At 60.0% G+C, this 24659-nt stretch carries 18 protein-coding genes and 1 pseudogene; 9 read left to right on the top strand and 10 right to left on the bottom strand.

Going from position 1 to position 24659, the window contains the following annotated elements; translation table 11 throughout:
* Positions 1–840 precede the first annotated feature (840 nt).
* From EKN07_RS04740 to EKN07_RS04725, 4 genes are all read left to right on the top strand, one after another.
* Positions 841–1215, top strand: a complete 375-nt coding sequence (locus EKN07_RS04740) for a hypothetical protein (RefSeq protein ID WP_108716501.1) — start codon at positions 841–843, stop codon at positions 1213–1215.
* 53 nt (positions 1216–1268) lie between these two features.
* Positions 1269–2582 (top strand): C2 family cysteine protease, encoded by a 1314-nt coding sequence (locus EKN07_RS04735; RefSeq protein ID WP_126145764.1) that lies wholly within the window; start codon positions 1269–1271, stop codon positions 2580–2582.
* 79 nt (positions 2583–2661) lie between these two features.
* Complete coding sequence (locus EKN07_RS04730; protein ID WP_126145763.1) at positions 2662–2994, top strand: hypothetical protein; 333 nt, start codon at positions 2662–2664, stop codon at positions 2992–2994.
* 90 nt (positions 2995–3084) lie between these two features.
* On the top strand, positions 3085–3624 hold the full coding sequence (locus EKN07_RS04725; RefSeq protein ID WP_126145762.1) for a hypothetical protein: 540 nt from the start codon (positions 3085–3087) through the stop codon (positions 3622–3624).
* 239 nt (positions 3625–3863) lie between these two features.
* Here the strand turns inward: EKN07_RS04725 and amrS are convergent, their stop codons facing one another.
* The 3 genes from amrS to amrB are packed head-to-tail and all read right to left on the bottom strand — an operon-like array spanning position 3864 to position 7004.
* Complete coding sequence (gene amrS / locus EKN07_RS04720) at positions 3864–5000, bottom strand: AmmeMemoRadiSam system radical SAM enzyme (RefSeq protein WP_108716754.1); 1137 nt, start codon at positions 4998–5000, stop codon at positions 3864–3866.
* Between the two features lie 41 nt (positions 5001–5041).
* On the bottom strand, positions 5042–5965 hold the full coding sequence (gene amrA / locus EKN07_RS04715) for an AmmeMemoRadiSam system protein A (RefSeq protein ID WP_126145761.1): 924 nt from the start codon (positions 5963–5965) through the stop codon (positions 5042–5044).
* Positions 5958–7004, bottom strand: coding sequence for an AmmeMemoRadiSam system protein B (gene amrB, locus EKN07_RS04710; protein ID WP_126145760.1), 1047 nt, complete (start codon positions 7002–7004; stop codon positions 5958–5960). The genes amrA and amrB overlap by 8 nt, the downstream gene beginning before the upstream one ends.
* A gap of 221 nt (positions 7005–7225) precedes the next feature.
* Between amrB and EKN07_RS04705 the strand changes: the two genes are divergently transcribed.
* From EKN07_RS04705 to EKN07_RS04685, 5 genes are all read left to right on the top strand, one after another.
* Positions 7226–8056: an aldo/keto reductase gene (locus EKN07_RS04705; protein WP_126145759.1), complete on the top strand. Its 831-nt coding sequence runs from the start codon at positions 7226–7228 to the stop codon at positions 8054–8056.
* 90 nt (positions 8057–8146) lie between these two features.
* Positions 8147–9007: an aldo/keto reductase gene (locus tag EKN07_RS04700; protein ID WP_108716506.1), complete on the top strand. Its 861-nt coding sequence runs from the start codon at positions 8147–8149 to the stop codon at positions 9005–9007.
* A gap of 232 nt (positions 9008–9239) precedes the next feature.
* Positions 9240–10046, top strand: a complete 807-nt coding sequence (thiD, locus tag EKN07_RS04695; protein ID WP_108716507.1) for a bifunctional hydroxymethylpyrimidine kinase/phosphomethylpyrimidine kinase — start codon at positions 9240–9242, stop codon at positions 10044–10046.
* Between the two features lie 5 nt (positions 10047–10051).
* Positions 10052–11065, top strand: a complete 1014-nt coding sequence (locus EKN07_RS04690; protein ID WP_126145758.1) for a YdcF family protein — start codon at positions 10052–10054, stop codon at positions 11063–11065.
* Positions 11062–11754, top strand: a complete 693-nt coding sequence (locus EKN07_RS04685) for an HD domain-containing protein (protein WP_126145757.1) — start codon at positions 11062–11064, stop codon at positions 11752–11754. The genes EKN07_RS04690 and EKN07_RS04685 overlap by 4 nt, the downstream gene beginning before the upstream one ends.
* Before the next feature lie 1554 nt (positions 11755–13308).
* Here the strand turns inward: EKN07_RS04685 and dnaB are convergent.
* From dnaB to EKN07_RS04650, 7 genes and pseudogenes are all read right to left on the bottom strand, one after another.
* Positions 13309–14667, bottom strand: a complete 1359-nt coding sequence (gene dnaB, locus EKN07_RS04680; RefSeq protein WP_108716756.1) for a replicative DNA helicase — start codon at positions 14665–14667, stop codon at positions 13309–13311.
* Positions 14668–16321: 1654 nt separating this feature from the next.
* On the bottom strand, positions 16322–17830 hold the full coding sequence (locus EKN07_RS04675) for an NCS1 family nucleobase:cation symporter-1 (protein WP_108716511.1): 1509 nt from the start codon (positions 17828–17830) through the stop codon (positions 16322–16324).
* A gap of 513 nt (positions 17831–18343) precedes the next feature.
* On the bottom strand, positions 18344–19354 hold the full coding sequence (locus EKN07_RS04670; RefSeq protein ID WP_277600497.1) for an asparaginase: 1011 nt from the start codon (positions 19352–19354) through the stop codon (positions 18344–18346).
* A gap of 112 nt (positions 19355–19466) precedes the next feature.
* Positions 19467–21242: pseudogene (gene gcl, locus EKN07_RS04665) on the bottom strand (glyoxylate carboligase); the annotation flags it as partial.
* Between the two features lie 286 nt (positions 21243–21528).
* On the bottom strand, positions 21529–22452 hold the full coding sequence (locus EKN07_RS04660) for a TIM barrel protein (protein WP_108716515.1): 924 nt from the start codon (positions 22450–22452) through the stop codon (positions 21529–21531).
* Between the two features lie 341 nt (positions 22453–22793).
* Entirely contained in the window at positions 22794–23738 is a 945-nt protein-coding gene (locus tag EKN07_RS04655) for a transketolase C-terminal domain-containing protein (protein ID WP_108716516.1), read from the bottom strand.
* Positions 23735–24553, bottom strand: coding sequence for a transketolase (locus EKN07_RS04650; protein WP_108716517.1), 819 nt, complete (start codon positions 24551–24553; stop codon positions 23735–23737). The genes EKN07_RS04655 and EKN07_RS04650 overlap by 4 nt, the downstream gene beginning before the upstream one ends.
* Between the last annotated feature and the right edge of the window lie 106 nt (positions 24554–24659).

The raw sequence follows: 24659 nt of genomic DNA, 5'->3' as shown, positions 1-24659 counted from the left end.
CTATGCCCCACGATCAGGCCTGCGAAGCCGTGTCGGTGTCAGCTACGGGCTCTCAGCCCCATGGTCTTCTGCTTCGGGCCGGGATGGCGGACCGGACTACTACGCCCCGATGATCGAGCCTTGCGCGAGCAGCGGTTGTTGGCGTACGGAGCACCAAGCTGTCCAAATCCCGTCCAAACGAGAGGCAGTCGGTCTCGTCGAATCGAGAAATCCGCATGATTCCGCCAGTTCTTATATTGAACCGATCCAGTCTTGCTTCGTTTGGACGGGATTTTGACATTCCAACCCGCTGCGGCACAGTTCGAGCCGACAAGCGTCCTGGCCGGCAACGTAGCGAGCTGACGGTCGGATCACGGGTACAGCACGTAACGCACCGACCAGTTAGGGCAAGAACCCGATCCACAGCGCGCTTGTCAGGCAGAAGGGGGATAAGTCCGATGCGTGTTGTTTGATTGGCAACGCAGGAATCCGACGGGAGCAGACAACATAACGCCCGAATCGACGACCCCCATTGGAAAAGGCGTTGACCCGACCAACAGCGTACCAATGCGGCACGATTCGAAGTACCAGGCAAAACTCTGAATCCTGGCGAACCCCACCGCCGCGCTCCACTCTACAAGCCGCGCACCGTAGCGCTGCCGCTTGCGCAATACGGACGAGGCGCCCTGGCCACGCAAGCCGAACAGGTCAACATCCGCTGCCCCTTCGCGCGACGCGGACGAGGCTGCCTCGCCTGGCTGGATCCCGGCGTCGCGGGCACTTATCCTAGCGCAATTCCGACGAGACTGTTAAGCTGACTGCGTACCTGTTCACCAACGACCAGTCGTAGGAGACATCACCGTGGGAGACATACGGCTCGACCCCTCCGAAATGGATAATCTGCATTCACGCCTTCTTAGAATTGGCGATTCACTTGAATCACAACCCACTCTCACCGCCCCTGGGGCAAACGCCTTTGGCTCTACGGTTCTGGCGGAGACCGCGGCCGAGTTCTCTTCGAACGAAGAAACGCGGCGCACCGATTGCGCAGACTGGTGCCAAAACAATGCCGATGGAGTGCAATTCACCGCACAATTCGTCGGTCAGACCGACGAGGATGTCGCACAGGCTTGGTATGCCCAGCACTTGCCTACTGATCCCGCGTACGTCCCCGCCACCCCAGCGCATACGTTCTCTTGGGATAAGCTGTTCAAACACCAGGACAAGTACGAATAGGCACTCTCCCATCCCGCTTCGCAGATAGATCCCCGACACGAGAGCCACTCACTATGACTATCTTCAGCAATTTGATTGGTGATATGCCCGGTCACTCCCAGGCCGTTTTTGAGTACGCCGATATGGTGCAACACTCAGCCAGCAGGACCGCAGAAGCGGAAACCAGTCTTAGATCCTCGCGCTCAATGACTCCGAGTTGGAGCGGAGCATCGGCGGACGCGTACCAGGAGTCGATTCGCGGACAGATTCACGATATTTGCGTCCTCGCCGACGGCACGGAGGACGGCAGCAAGTCGCTCCTCCGCTACGCCTGGACACTGCGAACCCACGAAGATCGTGTCGAGGAACTACACGATGAACTGCTCAAACTTGACTCGCAGTATGACGCCGCACCCGATAAAGCGGCGGTACTTCCTGCCCTGATCCGCCCCGCCAAGATGATCACGCAGGAATACGCGGACCGCGTCTCACAAGCGAAGGAGGCCGCCGAGGTCTGTGCGGCAGAATTGCGTAACTCTCTGGACCTCGAGCCCGTGAACCGCCGCAGCAATGGCACCAATGTTGGCGCGAGCGAAGAACTGACCGAGGAGGACATCGAGCGTATCAATAGGGAGTTGGAGAATCTCAACTTCAACAACGTCCAGCAGGGATCGATCGGCGACTGCTACTACCTCTCCGCCCTAATGGCAGTAATGCAGTACGACGAGGGGCAGGATTGGCTTCGCTCGTGTATCTCTCCCCATTACGACGAGAACGGCAAGCAGGATGGGTACCTGGTTACGGTATACGACGACCCACTCCACCCGGACGAAAAGGCGAAACAGACCGTTCTTGTCACCGACGTGTACGCACATGGCGCCACCGGCCTCGACGGATCGCCTTCTGTCATATCGATCTTTGAGTCCGCCTATGGGCAGCTTCACCCGGGCGGCACTTTGGATGGATCAGATGGCGGTATTAGTGGAGGTTGGGGGCAGGAAGCGCTACAAGATGTGACAGGTAGCAGCGCCGGCAGGATTGATGGAGACGGGGACTACAGCGAATCCCAGCGGCGGGAGATCATTGGCGCCATTTCTCAGCATCGTCCGGCAACCGCGGAGACCGCTTCGGCACCTCGAGAACACTTTGACAAGGACGGGACAGCCCAAGCAAGTGTCCAACTCCCCGATGGCTCCACGCAGACGATCATCATCTACGGTTCACACGAATACGCAGTCGTCGGTGCGGACGAAAACGGTGTTACCCTCCGCAATCCGCACGGATCTAACAGGACTCCTTCCGGAGTGGGGGTTGGCGGTACCTTCACCATGTCATGGGAAGACTTCAGCTATTACTACGGTGGAGTCGAAGTGGGCGAAATACCGTAAACGCGCAATCGCGCGACGTTCTACACAACGGCGCAGCAGCCCATCCTTCTGTTCTTATCAGACTTGCAAAGGAGATTCCATGCCTACCAATGATGGCATCGTTATTACGATCCAAGAAACAGCAAATCTCAGGCTCGGCATCGGTTACGACAGCCCCAGTTACACAGTTCACGGCGTAATGATAAAGGACGGCATTATGCAGGCGACCCTACTCGGAGGGGACAGATCGACCGGCATCCACCAAAAGCTATGGCTAGGAGAGTCTGTAACACACCCAGGAGTCGGTACCTTCACCTTGATCGATGTCACGCCCGTGGCAAAGATGCCGCTGCGGCCCGGGCAGGGTAACTACGCCACCTTCAGTTTCGTGCCTGCACCTGGTTTCCAGGTCAATCCGAAACTGCGCAGTTGACAGCTTCCCGGCACTGCTGACCTGGCATCAAATATGTGCCAGTCACCCACATAGCTCAGGAGATCACCACAACACTCGGAAGGAGAGATTATGACCCGCTCACACTACCCCGCCGCCTTGGTTGTTGGTTGTTTATTCCTTGCACTGTCCGGCTGTGGCATGCAGACGACCGAGGTTCACCCCACCTCACCGGCTCCCACCACGCCAACTCGTACCACGCCAACTCGTACCACCACGCCCACCTCACCGACGCCCACCACGCCAACAACCACGCCGGTCACCATCCCCGCCGACAAACTCAACTGCGACAACGGCACCATCATCACCATCCAAGAAACAACAAACCTGCGGCTGAGCGCAGAAGCAGACGGGCCGAGTTACACCGTACATGGCGTCACAGCCGAAGATGGCAACAGGCGTGCCTCCATCCTCGGCGGAGACAGGTCGACCGGCATCCACGAAGAACTCCAACTTGGGCAATCCGTCACCCACGACGGCGTCGGCACGTTCACACTCATCGATACGTCACCCTCCAACAGCTCCTCCGGCGCTGATGGCGAGGGCGGATTCGCCACCTTCTGCTTCGAACCAGAAGACGGTTTCAACATCAACCCCAACCTTCTGAACTGACGGATACCCCTTACCCGAGACCACACCCCTTACCTGATCCGCACACCCCTCACCTGATGAAGAGTCACTCCGGCCGTCGGGGGAAGTTGCCGCGCTAGCATACGCGGATTCCGTGCGGGCAGTAGTGTCGTTCAGGATGTGGGAGGTTGCCTCCCTTGCACACGCGGATTCCGTTCCGGTGCGCCGCAAGCCGCGTATCCGCCCGACTTGCCGCCCTAGGATACGCGCATTCCGTCCTTTCACCTCGCACCAAGCCACACCGGCACGCGTCGCGGACCAAACTCCCCTGCGCCCGCCGGATCAAACACGCCCGGAATCTCCTCGCCGCACTGCGGGCACACTCCCGCTCCCGTGCCGCGCAACGCACCAGATTCGCGCCGCTGATCCGAAACACGTAACCGATAGCTACCGATAGCGAACCAATCACGCTCAATCAGTGCGGCGTTACATCCCGGGCAGCGCGTCGTGTCTCCCTCCCGATCATGCACGTTACCGGTATAGACGTAGCGCAACCCTGCACCCCGAGCGATCTTGCGCGCCCGGGTGAGGGTTTCCGGCGGAGTGCGTGGCACATCCAGCATACGAAAGTCCGGATGGAAGGCCGAAAAATGCACCGGAACATCCGAGCCCAGATGCTCCACTATCCATCCGCTGAGCGCCTCCAACTCAGCGTCGCCGTCGTTGTAACCGGGAATCACCAGGGTCGTGATTTCCAGCCAACAAGCCGTCTCATGGGCAATGAACTCCAGAGTCTCCAGCACGGTCCCCAGCCGCCCGCCAGTGATCCTCCGGTAGAACTCCTCCGAAAAAGACTTTAGGTCGATATTCGCTGCATCCACTGCGCGGAATAGATCGCGGCGGGCGTCACCTTGTATGTATCCGGCGGAGACGGCGACGGCGGCGATACCGCGCTCATGGCAGGCCGCCGCCACGTCAACGGCATATTCGGTGAAAATCGTCGGATCGTTGTACGTGAATGCGACGGCGCGGGCACCGCAGGCCAGCGCGGCCTCGGCAATCTCCTCCGGCCCCGCCTCGTCCACGAGCCGATCAACTTCTCGCGACTTGGAAATATCCCAGTTCTGGCAGTATTTGCAACCAAGATTGCACCCTGCTGTTCCGAAGGAGAGGATGGCGGTGCCGGGAAGGAAATGGTTCAGTGGCTTCTTCTCCACCGGATCCAGGCAGAATCCCGACGAACGTCCGTAGGTGTCGAGAATGAGTTCGCCGCCTCGGTTCATGCGGACGAAGCAAAAGCCCCGCTGACCATCTGCAATGCGGCACTCGCGTGGGCAAAGGTCGCACTGAACCCGATCACCCACTTGGTGCCCATATCGGGCGACGACACCGGCGGATGCGGTCTGCGTGCTTGGCATCGTGGCGTCGTCTGCCCCGCCTTGTCGCTCCGCGCCGTGCATCAGGCCCCTCCTACCGGCTCCTCACTCCATGCCGTCACCGTGTAGCGTGACACCGCAATCTCCGGCGCCCAAAACGATGGCGGTAGCCCAGCCTTTACAAGCAGGTGATCAACAAAATCACGGGGCGATGGCAGCTGATCCCACACCTGGGGGAGAAAGGTGCCTCGATGGCGCGCAAACTCCAAGATCAGCCCATCCACGCCGGGCCGCAACTGCTCCTCAAGATCGAGCCGGTCAAGGAAGAGCATGCGTTCCGGGGGTGATAGTAGCGAGACTTCAATGTGCAGATCGGCCAATTCGTCGGGCTGCAGCGGAGGAAAACGCGGGTCGCTGAAGGCCGCCATAAAGGCGTTGCGTCGCACATCACCCAAGAGGCTTTGGTGGGCAACCAGCGACCCAATACACCCGCGCAACTCCGTACCCTTGTGCAAAGAAACGAAAGTCGCACCCGGCTCGGCCAGCCGGGGGTACAACCGCATAAGCTCCACGTCCTTCGCCTCCCGGTCACCTGTTTCGGCGTCTGTTTCGACGTCGACGCCGCATGCATTCTTCGCCGTTTCCGCCGCCTGATCGTTCTGCCCGCGATGCGTACCATCGCGCACGGAGTCCACCAGAGCACCAGAAGCCTTAACCTTGACGGAATCATGCGTACCATCGCGCACGGAGTCCACGCTGTCGGCGATGGAACGTGAAGCGGGCTCGGAACGCGTACCATCGCGCACAGAGTTCACACTTCCCGCATTGCTCCGGTCGCTAGCGGAGGTAGTCCTGTGAACGGCCCTGGAGGGCACTCCGCCATACGCCCTCTCTGCCCTCCCGCGAGCGACGGCCGACTCGTCCAGACTCAGCCAGCTCTCGATCTCTTCCCGCGCCAAACGAACAAGAACAGCACCATCGAAACCGGTGGCAATTGTGTCAGTCATTATTCTCACCTTCCGTGTTCCTCTGGAAAGACGCGTCGCCTTCCGTACCCGGTGCCGGAGCGTTCGCGTCTACGACCTGCATGTTGGACTTGCGCGCAGGTGGGTTCCTCTCCTGCACTGGTGTATCCGCGTCCAGCGCCCGCGCATCCAGCCCAGGCACAGGCGTACCTGAGTTCGACGACTGCACCTTCACCTCCGGCACCTGCGCTTCAACGTCCAGTACGACGTCGTCGTACGCGTCGCCAACTAGTGCAAGAGCCGCGTAGCCAACCACTCGCGAGCGGTCCGGTGCGACGTCTCCGGAATTGCACATGCCGAGCAAGCGGGGCATTAGACCCCGGCGTTGCGCCGCCAGCAGCAAACCGTTCATCGGCGTGGCACCGCATGCCTGGAAATGATTGATAGCGCAGTCGCCGTCAAGGATCTGCCCGATGGTGCCTCGGTCAATCCGCTGCGCCTGCGCGTAAGAGTGGTAATGGGACAGGTCGGAGCTGGCCACTACAACCGTCTCGTCGTCACCCCAGAACGCGTCCCACACCGCTGCGACATCATCAATACTGACATCGCCGGCTACAAGCGGAATAACCTCGATATCGCCCAGAACTTCCTGCAAAAACGGTAGATGAACCTCTACCGAATGCTCCTGCGCATGTACGAGCGAATCGGGAACGAGCTGCGGCAGACACCGCGCAACTTCCTGCTCCGCCTCGCGGGCAACCGGCATCACTCCCAGCGGCGTCGCCATCGCGTCAGCCTCGCTGCAGGCAATGCCCCGCACTGGCACACGATGAGCCGGGCCCATCACCACCGCGCGGGTCACCTGACCACGCAATGGTTCCAACTGACGGTATGCCAAGCCTGCCACCAGGCCTGAATAGACGTAACCCGCATGCGGGGCAATAATCGCATGCGGGGGCGCCGCCAACAAGCACGAGTTCTGGCGCGCGAAATCCAGGCATTCTCTTACACTCGCACGGCACTCTTGTGCGTCATGCGGATAAAACAAGCCCGCCACTGCAGGCTGACGAACCGTCACCATGCCCCGCGTCCTCTCGCGAACAGCCCCGACAGCACTGTCTGAGGTCTATTCCAGTCTACTCGGCGCCAACTGCGCCCATGCGGCTTTGGCATGCTTACGCGCAGGTAACCTGTACTTTAAGTCCTAGTACCGTGCGGTACGCCACTCGCGCACACCCCATTTGCTCTATCAGTGATCGGATAGTAGTCGCATAGTAGTTCAGAAGAAGGCAGAATGTAGCTATGAGTACTCACGTGACTTTCAGCAATGGTGTTTCAATTCCTACAATCGGCGTCGGATTCTGGGAAGTTCCGGCAGACCAAGCACAACGAACCGTTGAAGAGGCCGTCGAACTCGGCTACCGGCACCTAGACGGCGCCGCCGCCTATCAGAACGAGGTGGAGATGGGCGCGGGCATTCGGTCCTGCGGCGTACCACGCGAAGAACTCTTCGTAACAACCAAACTGCAAAACGGCAATCAAGGCCATGATAAGGCTCTCGCTGCCTTCGATGCCTCTCTGGAACGGCTCGGCCTGGACTACGTGGACCTATACCTTATTCACTGGCCAGTGGCGAAATGGGGCCTGTACAACGAGACGTGGAAGGCGCTGGAGGAAATCTACGCCTCCGGACGTGCCAAGGCGATCGGCGTCGCCAACTTCCTGCCGGAGCATATTGAAGACCTCCTCGCGCATTGCGAGGTGCGTCCGATGATCAACCAGTTCGAATGCCACCCCTCGCTGCAACAACGGGAGATTGAGGAGGCATCCAAGGCTGCGGGAATGGCCATCGAGGCGTACTCCCCGATCGGCCGCGGCGTTGACCTGAGCAATCCCGTGGTTGAACAAGTGGCCGCCGAGCGTGGTTGCACCCCGGCACAGGCAATTTTGGCATGGCACCTGGCCAAGGGCCGGATCATTATCCCGAAGTCCGTGCACCGCGAGCGCATGGCGGAGAATCTGGAATCCGCCAACGTGACACTGACGCAGGAGAACATCGCCGTGATCGACGGCTTGGAGGCCGGTCTTCGCCAGACCGGCGATCCGGCAACCTTCGACTACAGCCAGTTCTGAACCTGCACAAGACTCGCTTCTGAACTTTCAGCAACACCCGGTTCTCGCACCCTGCAAGAGCCGGTTCCAAGCAGAAAAGAGGACAGCGTTATGACCGTTCCAACCATTCCACTCAACACCGGCCAGCGCATACCCCAGCTGGGCCTCGGAACGTACAAGATGCTTGGCGACGACGCCGAACACGCCGTCGCCACCGCCTTAGAACTCGGCTACCGGCACATTGATACCGCCCAAATGTACGGAAATGAAGCCGCCGTCGGCCGCGGGATCGCAAAATCAGGCGTGCCGCGAGAAGAAATCTTCATCACGACGAAGCTGGATAACCCGAACCACGAGTCGGCAGACGCGCGGCGGTCCTTTGCGGAATCACTGGAGAAGCTGGGAACCGACTACGTGGATCTCTTCCTCATCCACTGGCCACTGCCCAATCAGTACGACGGCGATTATCTTTCCACTTGGAAGACCTTGGAGGAGTTTGCGGCCGACGGGCGTGCGCGGTCAATCGGCGTTTCCAACTTTCAACGCCATCACCTTGAGACGATTGTCGAAGGCTCGGAGACGGTTCCCGCCGTCGATCAAATCGAACTGCACCCGTATTTCCAGAACCAGGTGATTGCCGAGTTCTGCCGCGAAAACAGAATCGCGGTCGAGGCCTGGGCACCGCTTGTACGCGGAATGGTGGCCGACGAGCCCGGCGTGGCAAGTGTTGCGAAGAACCACAACTGTACGGCCGCACAAGCCGTACTGGCGTGGCATCTTGCCAAAGGGCATATCATCTTCCCGAAGTCTGTACATCGCGAGCGGCTCGAAGAGAACCTTGCCGCGGCGATGATCGAACTGACCGTGGATGAAGTCGAACAGATCAGTAGCCTGGATCGCGGCGAATTGGGCCGCACGGGAATGCATCCAGACACCATGGAGCGCGTCAAGGGCTCCATTGGCGACAAGTAGGCACAGATTCGCTTATCTTGTCCAACTTGTGCCCGGAGGAGACTCCGGGCACAAGTATTAACTAGAATCCCAGTCAGGATCGCCACGCATGACGCACCCGTCCGGTGCCACATGTTGCCGCGAGCGGTACCGTATGAACCGGTATGAGCTGGTTGCCAGCTCGGCGCCAGCACCTTCGGTGCCAGCATTCGGTTGGACCATACGCGATCCCGAAAACAGAAAGAGGAGAATCATGGTTGACTTTGCGTACACAATTGCAGGGTCGGAAGCAACCGGCGGAGCCGGTTTCCAAGTCGATCTGAAAACGTTCCAACAACTCGGCGTTTACGGAATGGGCACATTGACCTGTATCGTCTCCTTCGACCCCGCACATGACTGGGCTCATCGCTTCGTTCCGGTTGATCCGCAGGTAATCCGCGACCAGATCGAGGCCACTCTCGCTGCGCAGGCCGTCGACACGGTCAAGATCGGCATGCTCGGACATCCGGACACCATCGACTCCGTAGCGGAAGGCCTTGCGTCACAGCAGTGGCGAAATATCGTGGTGGATCCCGTCCTCATCTGCAAGGGCCAAGAACCGGGAGCCGCGCTCGATACGGATATGGCGCTGCGCGCCAAGATCTTGCCGTTGGCCACCGTCGCCACGCCGAATCACTTCGAAGCACTGACCTTGTCAGGCATGGAAGAGCTGGCCACGGTCGAAGATCTTGGTGAGGCGGCAAAGCGTATCTCCGACCAGGGGCCGCGCTACGTCGTCGTCAAGGGCGGAATCGACTTCCCCGGTCCGGATGCCGTGGACGTTCTGTGGGACGGCGAAGAGATTACCCCCTTCAAGGTGCCGAAGATCGGGCAGGAGCGGGTCTCCGGTGCCGGTTGCACCCTTGCCGCCGCGATCACCGCGGAGCTGGCAAAGGGCCAGGACATCCACGCTGCCGTACAGACGGCAAAGAACATGGTGACCGCTGGCATCGAAGCGCGCGTAAGCGCCAACACACCATTCGACACCGTCTGGCAAGGTGCGTATACGCCGCGCGACTGATCGCGATGACAGGCAGGATAGTGGCATATGACGGGCAGGACGGCAATCGCGCCGCCGTGCCCGTCATTGTCGTACTCGGGTGCCGTACGATCGGTCATGACCCCACGCGGACGCTGCGCTTCCGATTAGAAACCGCGCTGGTCGAGTTCGAAAGGGCACGCAACGCCGGAATCACCGCCTATGTTCTGTGCTGTGGCGGGCAAGGACAGGACGAACTCGAGCCGGAATCGGTTGTGATGGCGCGTTGGCTCGCTGATCGCGGCATTCCGGAGGATCTGTTGCTTGTAGAAGATGCCTCGCATTCCACCGAGGAGAACCTGATGAATGCGCAGCGTATTCTCCTCGACGTCACCTCCGGCATGCATATGGCCGATCATGACGACCGGGCTCATCATGCGGGCACGACTGCGGTAAGCGCCCCGCCTAGAAGGCAGAGTGCCACGCGACCGACGAAGTCCGGCGGTACTGAGCCTGTGGGCCTCGTCGGTGCTAAACCCTCAGCCTCGGACGGTACATGGCCGACGGGCTCGGTGAGTGCTGAGTCGGTGAGCCAGGTCGGTACGCGACCCACTGGCTCCGGCGGTACGCGACCCACTGGCTCCGGCGGTACGCGACCCACTGGCTCCGGCGGCGACCGGCCTGTAGATCCCGGTTCTGCGGGCAGAGGTGTCAGCCCTTCGCTCGCAACTGCCCCTCCTGTCGGATTCACTGCTCAGCGGAAGTTGCCGGCCGTTATTGTCACCTCGTGGCCGCATGTGGCACGGGCTCAGTTCCTGGCTCGGCGCGCCGGTTTTCGGCCGGTCATGCGCGGAGCACATGTTTCCCCGGGCAGGGTTCCACACGCCCTTTTCTGGGAAGCGGGGTCGTGGGCCTTCATTGCGGCGGCGAAGCTACCCGCAGCTCATCTAGTCACCCGGCTCAGCGGGTGGATCAATGTACGACTAGGGCGGCCCGCGCACACCTCTGTTTCGTATCAGTCGCTATATCGCCACTCGCATTCTGGGAAGGAACCCCGATGACATCACCCTATTTCGCTGCGGCCGTCCGATTCGTACACGAGCACCTGAGCACGCGCGACGTCGCCGCTGCTCAGCAGCGCTATCGCTTCCAGCACTGTCTGCGGGTCGCAGCAATCGGGCGAGCCGTTGCGGAAGAAGCGGGCATGGATGCAGATACCTTAGAACTGGCATGTGTTCTGCATGATGTCGGCAAATTCGATCCCGCCTGGCATGTCGACCATGGTCGCGCTGGCGCAAAATTAGCCCGGCGTTTCCTTGCAGAGCAGGGGGCGCACCCCGCTCTTATTGACGAGATATGTCAGGGGATTGCCATGCACACGGACGGGCGATGGAACTACCCACCGCAGTCCCCCGATTACACCGGCGCCATTGACTACTCTGAGGAGCCGAGCGTACTTGCCCGCTCGGTCGGCGACTGCGATAACGTTGACCGCTTTGGCGCCTACCGTGTTTATGACACTCTGCAATACGTGGACTTTCTCGGAATGGAACTCAATGAGCAGCTCAGTTTCATTGCCGGTTACCGGCAGCGTCTAGCGCGAGAACGCGAATACGCATGCGCCACCGGCGCCTGCCAACGGCGCTGGATTGAAGCACTTGACGCGCAGAATGAGTACTTCGCCGCGTTAGAGGCGCAGATTGCGGCGGCGCTTCCCGGCACACTCTTGCTGCGAGAACAAAAAGGGTAGGCGCCGTGGTGCGGCAGGCAATTGACTGGCATTGGCGCAACGTGCGAACTAGCATCTTGTCTCATACTGAGTGAGCCGGAGGCACCAGGCATGGTGAGTTCACCGGCATTGACACCCTCATCTCCGGCCGCGACCGCTTGGGATATGTCTTTGCGTCGTCCAACGCACAGCAGATATCCCCCACTCCCAGGCGCATTTTCTAGTTCCGCCTCCGCAAACCACACGACCACGCACCCGCGCCGAGTTGCGCCAGCTGAGTGGCCCGCCCGATTGGCAGTTGCTCCTCCCCCGCGTTCGCGGTTGTCGCACACTGAGCGGCCGGTCCGACCTTCGTCGTATTAGTGCAGCACGCGAGCCAACACCCCACGCCTTTTCTGCTGTTTGCCCATCGTGCGGGGCCCTGACGGTAGGGATTCGAGGGGACAGTGTCAAAATCCCGTCCAAACGATGAGCTCGCCAAACAGCCATCGCCTCAAATCCGCATGATTCCGCCATTCCTTAAATGGAGCAATTCCACTTTACCTCCGTTTGGACGGGATTTGGACAGCCTCCACTCATGCCACGCCCCGGAGGCACCAGGCACGTTGAGTTGACCGACTCAAACACCCTATCTCCGGCCGCAGAGGTGCCCCGATCCGAACAACCCCAGAAAAACGCGGCGCTCCCATCCCAGACCGCGGAAGTGACTTGTCTGTTTCAGAAGTGGGTTGTCTGTTTGCCGCCAATCGCTGCGAGTCCGGCGTTATCGACGGCCCCGCACACTACTCCATTCAAGAGGGCGTTACCCTCCCGCCGAGTTGAATACGCGGCCACCCAGCACCGATGGGTCATATGGCACCCATCGCCTGCATGACACCGAGAGAGTTGAAATGAACATCACCGTGAATACAGAGCAGCTGCTCGGATTTCTCGCGAATCACCTCCCGCAGCCAGTGATGATCGGTCTGGCTGTCATTATCCTGGGAACTGCTCTATGGCGATGTCGCGAGGCGACTACTGCGGCGCACAGCCGCCAACCCAAAGAAGTACGCGCCGCATTCGATTTCACGTACCAAAGCGTAAAGGAGCATATCGTGATCGATCACCCCGACGGGCGCCGATGCGAGCGCTCGTGCTCTTCACAAGCGATCAGAATCTCCACTAGCATCGAGACCAGGACAACGCGCAATAGCAACGGGGACGGGTCCAGGGGCATGAGGCAGGCACGTGTTGTGCCACACAACGCGCAATAGCAACGGGGACGGGTCACCTTCAAGACAAACCCAACCGAACTGCCAGTCCGGATCCGAGCCGCATACCCGCACCGAGCAGCCACTTACATCCGCTATGTTCCATTAGCATCCAAACAAGAACGGTGCAGCCCAGGCAGGTGCGCTAGTCCGCATAATTCCGCCACTGCTCGAAATGAATCAATCCAGACTGACACCGTTCAGACGCTCATCGGGTACCTTTCGGTCCGACGCATCTGCGACTAAAGCAGATCTGGCCGCCGCAGCCTAACCAACTACCTTCCGCACCGCGCCACGGTATAACCGCGCATGCGAAAACGCGCTTCTACTGCGCCAGCTCGGCGAATCGCGCGTAATGGCCCTGGAAGGCCAACTCAAGCGTTCCCGTCGGTCCGGAGCGCTGCTTGCCGATAATGATCTCGGCCATGCCGGCCTTCGCCGAGTCTCGGTCGTACATATCCTCCCGGTGGATGAGCAGTACGACGTCGGCGTCTTGCTCCAGAGAGCCAGACTCACGCAAATCAGCCACTTGCGGACGCTTATCGTTACGTTTCTCCGAGTCTCGGTTGAGCTGGGCGACCGCAATAATCGGCACATCCAGTTCCTTTGCCAACAACTTGATAGAGCGCGAAAACTCCGAGACTTCCTGCTGCCGCGATTCCACCGCCCGCGCGCCTGAACTGAGGAGCTGCAGGTAGTCGATAACAATCAGCTGGATGTCATGCTGCTGCTTCATACGCCGACACTTGGCCCGGATCTCCGTAAGCGTCAGATTAGGTGAATCGTCCACGATCAATGGCTTTTGCGAGATACGGTCGAGCGTGCGTGCCACCGACTGCCAGTCCTCCGGAGTCATCTCGCCTTTAATCATGCGGTCAAGGAACACCTTTGCCTCAGCCGCCAGCACACGCATCGACAGTTCATTACGGTTCATTTCCAGCGAGAAGTACACCGTGGGAAGACCATTGGCAATGGCCGCGCTACGGCAAATGTCCATGGCGAGCGTTGATTTACCCGCACCCGGACGGGCGGCAACGATGATCATCTGCCCGCCACGCAAGCCGTTGAGCTTGTTGTCCAATTCCACGAATCCGGTGGGAATGCCCTGCAGGCCTCCATCGCGGTTCTCATTGCTCTCCAGCTCGTCGTACAGGCCGGGAACGATTTCCTCCAGCGTCATGTACTCGTTGGTGGCACGATCCTCGGTGATGGAATAAACTTCGGCCTGGGCCATGTCAATCAGGCCTTTGACATCGGCGCCGTCGGTGGTGTAACCGAGTTGGACGATGCGGGTACCGGCTTCCACCAGTGAACGCAACTGGGCTTGCTCGCGGACGATCTGGGCGTAGTACGCGGCGTTAGCGGCCGTGGGTACGGACGCCACCAGCGTGTGAAGGTAGGGCAAACCGCCCACACGCTCAAGATCGCCCGTGCGTTGCAGTTCCGCACCAACCGTCACGGCATCCGCCGGCTCACCGGCGCCGAAGAGTTTCACGACGACGGAAAAGACCGCCTGGTGCGCTGGGCGGTAAAAATCCGTAGATTTCACGATCTCCACGACGTCGGCAATGGCGTCCTTGGACAGCATCATGCCGCCGAGTACCGACATTTCGGCCTCGATGTTACGTGGTGGAACCCGTTCGAATGAAGAGCCAACTCGCGTCTGCTCACTCACCGTCGTCATGCCCATTCCTCCTTGTATACCCGGTGTGCCGACGTCTCCTAAACCGACACTCCGGATCTTCACCCTTCGACCAAGCCGACCGCCGTTCATGAGCCGTGCCGATAGTTCAGTGCGCGCTCAGGAGATGACCTGTACCTGGCGTTCGCCAGCCAGCGACCGCCAACCACGTGAAGCGTCAACTCCCTATCGCGCCTCTACCTATCAAGCAATGCCAGATCAACGGCTGATGTACCGTTGATCTCATCGCCAATAGCCTTGCCAAAGGGTTGCCTCCATGCCCCACCGATCTGCCACGCAGCCTCCTGCTTCAGGCATCGCCGCTGGGAACACTACAAGGGTACCGACAAGCTCCGACACGAAATCGTGCCGATCACATTCGCCCTGTTAATACACGCCGTGACACGGTGGATAAGCTGTCGATAACCTGTGTGTAAAGACCCCGATTTATCCACTTTTTTGCAGGTTTTTATCCCCAACTGTGTATAAAGGGGGTGAAGTGTTTGCGATTCCGTCCCCATACTTGTCCACAAGCGTGGATAAGTCCAAAATCAAGGTCAACTTTTTGCAAACTGGCTCGCCGTGAGAAAAGCTCAACCCCAAGTTGAGGTTCACCGACGGGGATTCCGCTTCTCCATGTACCGCGGGAGGTCGTCGGCGAGACAATCGGAGCTCTACCGGCGAGACAATTGGGATACCACGAGCGCAATAACCAAGATTTTGTGAGCGTGGCAAGGCCGAACCACACGCGGACTACAGGTACAGACACGCGGCACCAGTCGCCACACTCCCGCGCTGTCTCGAGTCTCAACCGTTAAGCAGTAGCCGCCCTGCTAAGCGCGATGCAACGAACATACGAAGCACCACCCTGCGCCAAGTGTTCCGCCTGACCTTCCCACAATATGAGATTCAAGCTCAGTCCGCGCCAACCGGGTAGTCACACTGACCTCGTTTCGAATGGATATCGGCTTCCCAAGATGATCGGTAGTGCTGGGAGACCTCACCCCCAGCAAGGCCGCCACCCCGGTAAATCACCCACTGAGTGAACCCTCAGATGCCTCCGCGTTCCCCACGCCGGTAACAGATTCCCGTAGCTGTCGCTCCCGCGACTGATTCGCCCTCCGCGTCCCCCGCGCGGGTAACAGGTTCTGCCCCACAAGTGGCAATCAAGCGTGGACCGTACCTGCATTCTCCGCGCAGCTGACGGGTTCCCCTGCCAAGGGAGCAGAGAGGATTGCACCCCACTGCCCACACTGCCGACGGACTCTCCAATCCAGAAATCGCACCCCACTCCCCACGCGACCAATGGGCTCCTGTTATCAGTGGTCATGGTGTCGGCTCCTCGACCCCACTGCCCACACTGCCGATCAACTCCCTCCCAGTAGGGGTGTGGCGGCCCTCCCCAGAACCGCCACACCCGTGGATCCAGCACTGACCATTTCGCAGTCCGGCGCCGCCTAAAGCCGGACGTGCCTATCCCAAGAACCGGATCCTATGCGGGCCCGCCCGCCGCCCCGAGGTCGGGCTGCCCAGGTATATTGCGCCTTACTGTGAACATTCGCCGTCGCCAATCCATCGCGGCTCAGTTCTTACTACTAGCGCGCTCAGTTCTTACTACTAGCGCGCTCGTTTCTTACTACTAGCGCGCTCGTTCTTGCTACTCGCGCGCTCGCTCCTCGGCAGTCAGCGGCGCATCTGCCTTCTGCCCCCGCAAAGCATGAATCGCCCAATAGCACAAAGCCCCCAATGGCGCGGCGATGAACCAGGAGAACGGTGCCAACACCTGGCAGAAATGCACCGGCAGTAATGCGATGCATAGTGCCACGACAGCGGAGGGAATGAACGCCCACACCGCATTCATATTCAAACCGTGCTGGTAGTAGTATTTGCCACTCTTGTCAGGCGAATACAGGTCGCGCAGATCCACCCGCGAGCGCTTGTAGTAGTAATAGTCGAGCACCAAAATTCCGAAGAACGGGCCGAGCAGCGCGCCTAAAGACCCGAGGAAATAGGTGATAGCAGTCGGACTTCCGTACAGGTTCCACGGCGTGACAATGATCGAGAGTACTACCGCAGCAATTCCTCCAATACGGAAGGAGATGCGCTTCGGATTCAGGTTCGAGAGGTCGAATGCGGCGGAGACGAAATTCGCCACGATATTCACACCGATCGTCGCCACGATAAAGGCCAAGGAGACCACATAGAACATGAAGTCATTGTCAATATGGGCCAGCAAATCACCCGGATCCTCGAATGCTTCCCCGTACACCTGGATGGCAGTTGCGGAACAGAGAACTGCCGTCAGCGCAAAAGCCGTCCAGTTCAATGGCAGGCCAAGAACATTGCCGACGACGACGGAGCGCTTCGTCGGCGCATATCTTGCGAAGTCCGCGAAGTTGAGCATAAGAGTCGCAAGGGTGCCGATCGTCAGACCCACCGTCACGAAAATCTGGTACGTCTGCTGGCCGAGAGCGGGAGATACGCCGTCGGCATTCGTGGTCCAGCTGAAGTTCCAGTCGGCCTGGTACAGCATCCACACACCAAGGCCGATCATAATCACCCAGATAATCGGACCTGCGGCCCCCTGGAAGTGCCGCACCGCCTCCATGCCACGCCACACGATGACCAACTGAACAGCTGACAAGATAAGGAATGCCAGCCAGCCCGATGCACGCAAGCCAAGGAAGCTCGCATTCCACCCCAACATGGAGGGGAAAACTCGCATCATCAATAGTTCGAGTGATATAGACGCCAGGTAGGTCTGAATCCCATACCAGGCGATAGCGACGATACCGCGTACCATTGCCGGGAAGTTGGCTCCCCAGATTCCCCACGTTACACGCGATACCACTGGATAGGGGGCGCCCGTCTCATAGCCCATGATTCCGGATACGCAACATGCGACGAAGATGATGAATGTCGCGATAAGCACCCCGATCACTATCGCCAGAGGTGTCATACCCATAAGCGTTCCCGTGCCGATGAATAGCGCTGCCGCAAAGGTGTAATTCGAGGCATTATGTGCATCATTCATCCACAGTGAAAACAGTGAATAGCTGGACCATTTTCGGTCATCAGGAAGAGCCGGGGCGAGGTCCTCGTTAAATAGTCGCCCGTCTTTATCACCGGCTCGTAGTTCGTCATAGCTGACGCTTTCGGCTCTCATAATTGTTCTCCTAACATCGTTGTTGAGGTCCTTCCGATGGGAGGGACTGGTGGCATTTCTTTCGGACGGCCGCATGCGTTGTCAGACACCGGGCTCATATGTGGTCAGGCACCGGCCGCATGCGTGGCCAGGCATACGACCCGTGCCCCGCTCTGCAGCACCTCGTGTGTGGCCGGGCCCACTCGGGGCACTTATCTCCGCACCTGGCCGGTTTCCCGGAACCGCCCGGGTTTCCGCACCTGCCCGGGATATTGCCGCGCCTCCCCGAACGTCCGGATTGACCCCGATGGCGCCCACGGCGGTCCGGGTGAGGGCCATCCGACCTTTGCGTCGGCATCCGCCCCTGTGAAGGCGTTGACCCTCACGCGGGCGGTGACCGCGAGCATTGACCCTCAGCGGGCGTTGACCCACCCTTATGCGAGCGATACCCGGCCCGGATGCCGACTTCCACCCGAGTGCCAATGTCGGCCTGGGTGCCGACATCCACCCAAGATGTGGGGCCGCCCGGCGGCATTACAGCAAATAACCTCTCCTCTCGAACTGTTCGGCGATGGTCTGCCCGGATTCGCCCAGCCCCAGCAGAACGCCCAGCAGAATCCGAGCTTTTAGTGGTTGGAGCATGCCGGCGAAGATCACGCCTCTGCGCTCCAGATCGATTTCCGCACCCGGATAGGCGTAAGTTGTACGCCCGGTGCGGCCTCCGCACGTGCGCGTGGTCATCACCAGTGGGATGCCGCGGCTTACGGCTTCGTCTACCGCATCAAGATAGGACTCGGGCACATGCCCGGCCCCCATGCCCGCAATGACAATCCCCGGGCAATCCTCCGTGGCCAGCAAGGCACGCAGCACCGTCCCATCGCACCCCATTCCGGGGTAGACAATCGGCACGTTGACGACGCGTTCCGGAATCGGCAGCGCCGCCGGGCACGGCCCATCCGGCCGAGTGACGGGTTCGAATGCCCCTTCCACCACGCGTCCAAGTGCCCCCATCCACGGACTTGCAAAAGCATCCATGGCGAAGGAATGCGTCTTCGTCACGGTCACCGCCCGGTGGACCTCACCGTTCATCACGACGAGGACCCCTGCCCCGCACGCCTGCCAAGACGCCGCCACAATGGCGGCATCGAGCAGGTTGGCAGGGCCGTCCGCTCCCGGCTCCTCCGGCGAACGCATAGCGCCTGTCACCACCAAGGGCTCCGGACGATCCCAGAGAAGGTCGAGCAGATAGGCGCTTTCCTCCATCGTGTCGGTGCCGTGGGTGACGATAACCCCGGCGGCGCCGTCGTCGACCATGCGGTGCGCCCAAGCAAGGCCCTCCAGCAACATGTCGAAGGAGACCGAGGGCGAACCCACGTTCGCCACCGCGCGGCACTCCATCCGACCAATGTCGGCCAGCGCCGGAACAGCGGCGACCAGATCGTCGCCGTCGAGCGCCGGCGCTACACCGTCATCGCCGGTCATGGCGATCGTTCCTCCGAAGGAACAGACCGCGTACCTGGGCCCGTCAGTTGTCTGCGGTACCATCACCACGCGCACTTCCAGGATCGACCAGGCTCTGGTCACCGGTCGCACTTCCAAAATCGACCAGGCCCGCGCCGTCGCTGCGACTTCCAGGATCAGCCGGACCTGCGAAATCGTCCCGGAACGCCAGCGCAGTTGGTGCGTCCACCGGCAGGTCCTCTGCCAGCGGCTCGAACTCGGTCATCGAATCCAGCGCCGTGCCCATGGAAATATTCGTCACACGCTCTTCGATGCACTCGACGACAACCGGCACGCGGAAGGTTTCCGCCATGGCGCGGGCACGTGGCAGAGCTTCGGCCAGTTCTTCGGGCGTGCGCACGCGGATCGCCTTGCATCCCAGGGATTCGACAACGCCGATATGATCCACCCCGTAGCCATCGGTCTCAGGAACGTTGATGTTCTTATATGCCAGTGACACCTGGTATTCCATATTGAAACCGCGCTGCGACTGGCGGATCAGACCAAGGTAGGCGTTGTTGACCACCACGTGCACCCACGGGACCTCGTGCTGTGCCGCGGCGGCCAACTCCTCGATAAGGAATTGGAAGTCATAGTCGCCCGAAAGCGCCACCACCGGCGTCGTAGGATCGGCCGTCACCGCGCCAATGGCCGCCGGAATCGTCCAGCCCAGCGGGCCGGCCTGGCCGGCGTTAATCCAATGCCGCGGCTTGAACACGTGCAGCATTTGCGCGGCGGCGATCTGACTGAGACCAATGGTGGTGACATACCTGGTCTCCGGTCCGAATGCACGGCACATCTCCTCGTACACGCGCTGCGGCTTCAGCGGTACGTTGTCGAAATGCGTCTTGCGGAGCATAGTTGCCTTCCGCTCGTTGCATTCCGCCACCCACTGCTCATAACGCTGAGCCGGAGAGGCACCATAGCGCTCGCGGGCTGCCCCCAATAGCACCTCGGCCGCCACCTTCGCATCCGATACCGACCAGTACTCCGGCGGGAAGACCCGCCCGATCTGCGTCGGTTCGATATCGATATGAACGAACTTCCGCCCCGCCCTGTACACATCCAGATTGCCGACGGCGCGGGCCGCCCACCGGTTGCCGAATCCAATGACTAGATCCGATTCGAGGAAGGATGCGTTGGCGTAGCGCTGCGAGGTCTGGAATCCGGCCATGCCCTGCGCCAGGCGGTGATTATCCGGAATGCTGCCCCATCCCATCAGTGTCGAAATCACCGGAATACCTAGATATTCCGCCAGCTCCACAAACTCCTTCTCACCGCCAGCATTGAGTATTCCGCCTCCAGCCAGCAGAATAGGATGATCAGCCGCGTCAATCATGTCGAGGATATGATCGGCCTGGGTGCGGGACATCTGCGGCACCGCAATCGGCAGGGGCTCGTAGGCGTCGATATCGAAGTCGATCTCCTCAACCTGCAGATCGGCCGGCAGGTCGATCAGTACCGGACCACGTCGGCCGGTTCGCATGAGCTGGAAAGCCTTCGCGAAGGTGCCGGGAACCTGTGCCGCCTCCAAAATGGTGACGGCCATCTTCGTTACCGGCGCGGCGATTGACGCAATATCAACGCCTTGGAACTCCTCCTTATGCAACATGGGCCGCGCGGCTTGACCCGTGATACACAGGATTGGAATCGAGTCCGCCCAGGCCGAGTACATACCTGTTATTAGGTCGGTACCTCCCGGGCCGGATGTCGCCAGTGCCACGCCGATATTACCGGGTTTTGTCCGGGTATAGCCCTCTGCCATATGGGCGGCAGCCTCGGGGTGGCGGGCGAGGATGTGGCGGATATTCCCATTTCTCTCCATGCCGGAATAAAGACCGTTGATGGCCGCTCCTGGAACACCGAAAGCCTGGGTACATCCCTCCTTCTGTAAGATCTCAACGATTGCGTCGACGACGCGCATACGGGGCATTAGTCTTCACTCATTTCTTTAGCAGCTTGAATGGTTAGTGTTGTTTCATAGGTTCGGCCTGCCTCCCACCGCCGGGCTCCGGTATCCGGCCCTCAGCTAGGCCGGATACCGAGTACGACCGATTGCTTGGCTTCCTTCTCCGCCCACACGGGCGAAAACCAGCGGTGACGGTTCCCCACTGCAGGTGGCTCCGCCGCTTGCGTGGGCGGAAAGCTAGGCTTCTTCCCTTGTTCATTCCGGCCCTCTGCCGCTTGTGCGGGTGCATGGTTCGCTCAGCCAGGGCCGATCAAAGCAGGCGCCACGCCTCACGTAGCACGCGCTTAGCATCGGCGATAACACCGTCAACCTTCTCGTCGCCGAGCGGCTGAACCTCGAAGGAGACGATATTGCGCTCCGGGGCGTCCTCCCGCAGGTACCCGATGTCGAAGAGTCCAGCCAGGAATTCGCGCACCTCCGGCACATGGCATTCCGACTTCGGATGGGAGAAGTAGGGGTGCTTATCACCATAGGCGGGATCCTCCGGATCGGAAATCACGCACGTGCCGATATGCGCATGGTTGAGGTATTCGGCCGTCACCGTCATGGCCTCCTTCACCGTCTCGCCCTGCATGGGCAGATGCGACAGATCAACCATGAGTCCGAAGTCCGGTATCGCCTTGCGAACCTCTCGTGCCAGTTCGACGCCGAGTCGATTGGTACCGATAAGCGCGAACTTCTCCGTGGAGTCGTCGAAAGTCTCCAGCGAAAGGAGGATGTCGCCCTTCGACTTGGCGTAACGGCCGATTTCGATAATCGATTGGGCCAGCCGTTCCAGGGCCTCATCTGTGTCCTTCTTGTTCTTCGGCTTGGGCCCGGAGAGAAAACCGAACTTTTTCGCACCCATCTCATAGGCCTGATCGACGGCGCCCTTGAGCACCTCGACTGTATGCAGACGCTTCTCCTCATCGAAATCCGAGAGGTTCAGCCCCTGCTTCAGAATGTAGGGTTGAGCTCCGAAGCCGACGGCCATGCCGGCGGTGTCAATCAGCTTCTTCACTGCGGCCCGTTCCTTCGCACCATTGATCCGCGTAATCTCGATGGCCTCGAAGAAGTCATCGTTGACGATGCGTTCCACAGACTCCGCGATAGGGCCATCTCCTGAGCTGGCGAAGGGGTAGGCCATGAAGTGAATGATGCCGGGGCGAATATAGTTATGCAGATCGTCCTTCATGATGATGTCCTTTCAATATGTGATGGTGTCGTGCAAGGGGTGGATAGTGTAGTCAGTGCTTGCACCGCGTCCGTGCGCAACAGCTGCGGTTTGATAACGTTTTCACTTCGTCGGGTAGGTAAACCGGGTCCGCGCGCAGCACCCGCGGTCCTCACGTGATCACTCGCGGCACAGGCGATGATCCGCTGGCATGGTCCGCTGCGCCAACCGGGTTGCTCCACAGTGCTACGTGCTCTGCCCTTGGGCGGCAGGAACTTGCCGCAGCCGGAAAGACCCCGCAACGCTGGTGTCATTCCCTCTCTGTCAGCAACCCACCGCTCCGTTGTGCGAGGAACAAGAAGCTATGCGGATTTACGGGCGACGACGCGGCGGGCGGCGTCGGCAATGTTCCCAGCGCGCAAACCGAAGTAGTCGAAGAGCTCATCCAACGTGCCGGAAAGTCCGAAAACATCCCGTGATCCAACACGTTCGAGCGGAGCCGGGTGACCCTCACTCAATACTTCCGCCACGGCAGAACCCAAACCGTTAAGAATCGAGTGTTCCTCCACGGTCACGGCGCAACCCGTCCTAGCTACGGAAGCGAGGATGGCAGCCGCGTCCAAAGGCTTGACGGTATGAACGTTGAGCACTTCGGCGCTGAGCCCTTCCCGTGCCAGTTCCTCGGCAGCCGCAAGCGCCTCGTATAGCACGCAACCGGTGGAGACAATCGTGATATCGGCGCCCTCGCGCATGGTATGTGCCTTCCCGATTTCAAAGGGCGTGCCCGCCGTTGTCACATCGGGTACCGGCAACTTGCCGATCCGCAGGTACACCGGTCCCTGCAACTCATAGGCGGCCACCACGGCCTTGCGGGCCTCTTCCGAATCCGCCGGCACAATCACCGTCATATCCGGGATGGCACGCATCAGCCCGATGTCCTCTAACGGAAGATGGGTCGCACCTTCCTGCGCGGCCGACATCCCGGCGTTATGCCCCACAATCTTGGCATTGCGCGCCGAATAGGCTACGGAAACTCGAATTTGATCGAAGCCTCGTCCCGTAAGGAAGTTGGCGTAGGCGTTGGCGAAGGGCACCTTACCCATCGCCGCCAGTCCGGCCGCCGTTCCAACGAGGTCGCATTCCGCGATCCCCATGTTGATGAAGCGATCCGGGTAGGCGTCGCGGAAGCGATCAGTGAAATTGGATTTTGCGCAATCCGCGTCCAGCACAACGACGTCCTTGTGCTGGGCTCCGAGTTCCAGAAGGCCTTGCGCGTACCCTTCACGAGGTGCAGTCTTCGTGGTCATCGCAGTTCCTCCAGAGCCTGCTCGAGTTCTTCATCGGTAGGTGCCAAACCGTGGAATTTTGCGGTGTTCTCCATATAAGACACACCTTTGCCCTTCACGGTGCGGGAGATGATCATGGTGGGCTTGCCACTGCTTGCAGCCGCGTCGGCGAAGGCATCGTCGAGCGCACCCAAATCGTGGCCGTCCACTTCGATCACATACCAGCCAAAAGCCGCCCATTTGGCGACGATGTCGCCCAGGGACTTCACGGAATCAACCGGACCATCGAGCTGGATGGAGTTCGCGTCGAGGATTGCGCACACGTTGTCAAGGCAGTGATCGGCGGATGTCATTGCCGCTTCCCATATCTGCCCCTCCTGCGCCTCGCCGTCGCCAATCATCACGTAGTAGCGTGAGGTTAAGCCATCCATTTTCGCGGCCATCGCCGCGCCGTTGGCCAGCGACAGCCCCTGCCCGAGCGATCCCGAGGAGGAATCAACTCCTGGCAGATGAGTATTGGATGGGTGCCCCTGTAACCGAGTCCCGAGGTCGCGGAAGGTCATGAGTTCCTCTCGTGGAAAGTAGCCCCGGGCTGCCATTACCGAGTAATAGGCGGGTGTGCAGTGCCCCTTGGAGAGGAAGAACATGTCACGCTCGGGCCATTCGGGTTCTTCTGGGCGGATATTCATATGCCGGAAGTAGAGAACAACCATGGCGTCAATCGCCGACAGTGATCCCGCTGGATGCCCACTTCCCGCATGATGAACCATCCGGACGATATCGCGTCGACATTCCTTGGCAATATCGCGCAGTTTGCTTGTTTCTTCTGAATCCACGCTTGTCACCTTTTCTTTACTGTGGGTTCTGTCGCATCGGGGCGCTTGCGTCCGGTGCAAGCCCGAAGGGGCGGGGCCGGCCCCGGCGAAGAGACCGGCCCCCGGC

The organism is Actinobaculum sp. 352 (assembly GCF_003957265.1).
GTDB lineage: Bacteria > Actinomycetota > Actinomycetes > Actinomycetales > Actinomycetaceae > Asp313.
The sequence above is the reverse complement of the archived record's forward strand: the minus strand, read 5'-3'. Positions and strand labels throughout refer to the sequence as shown.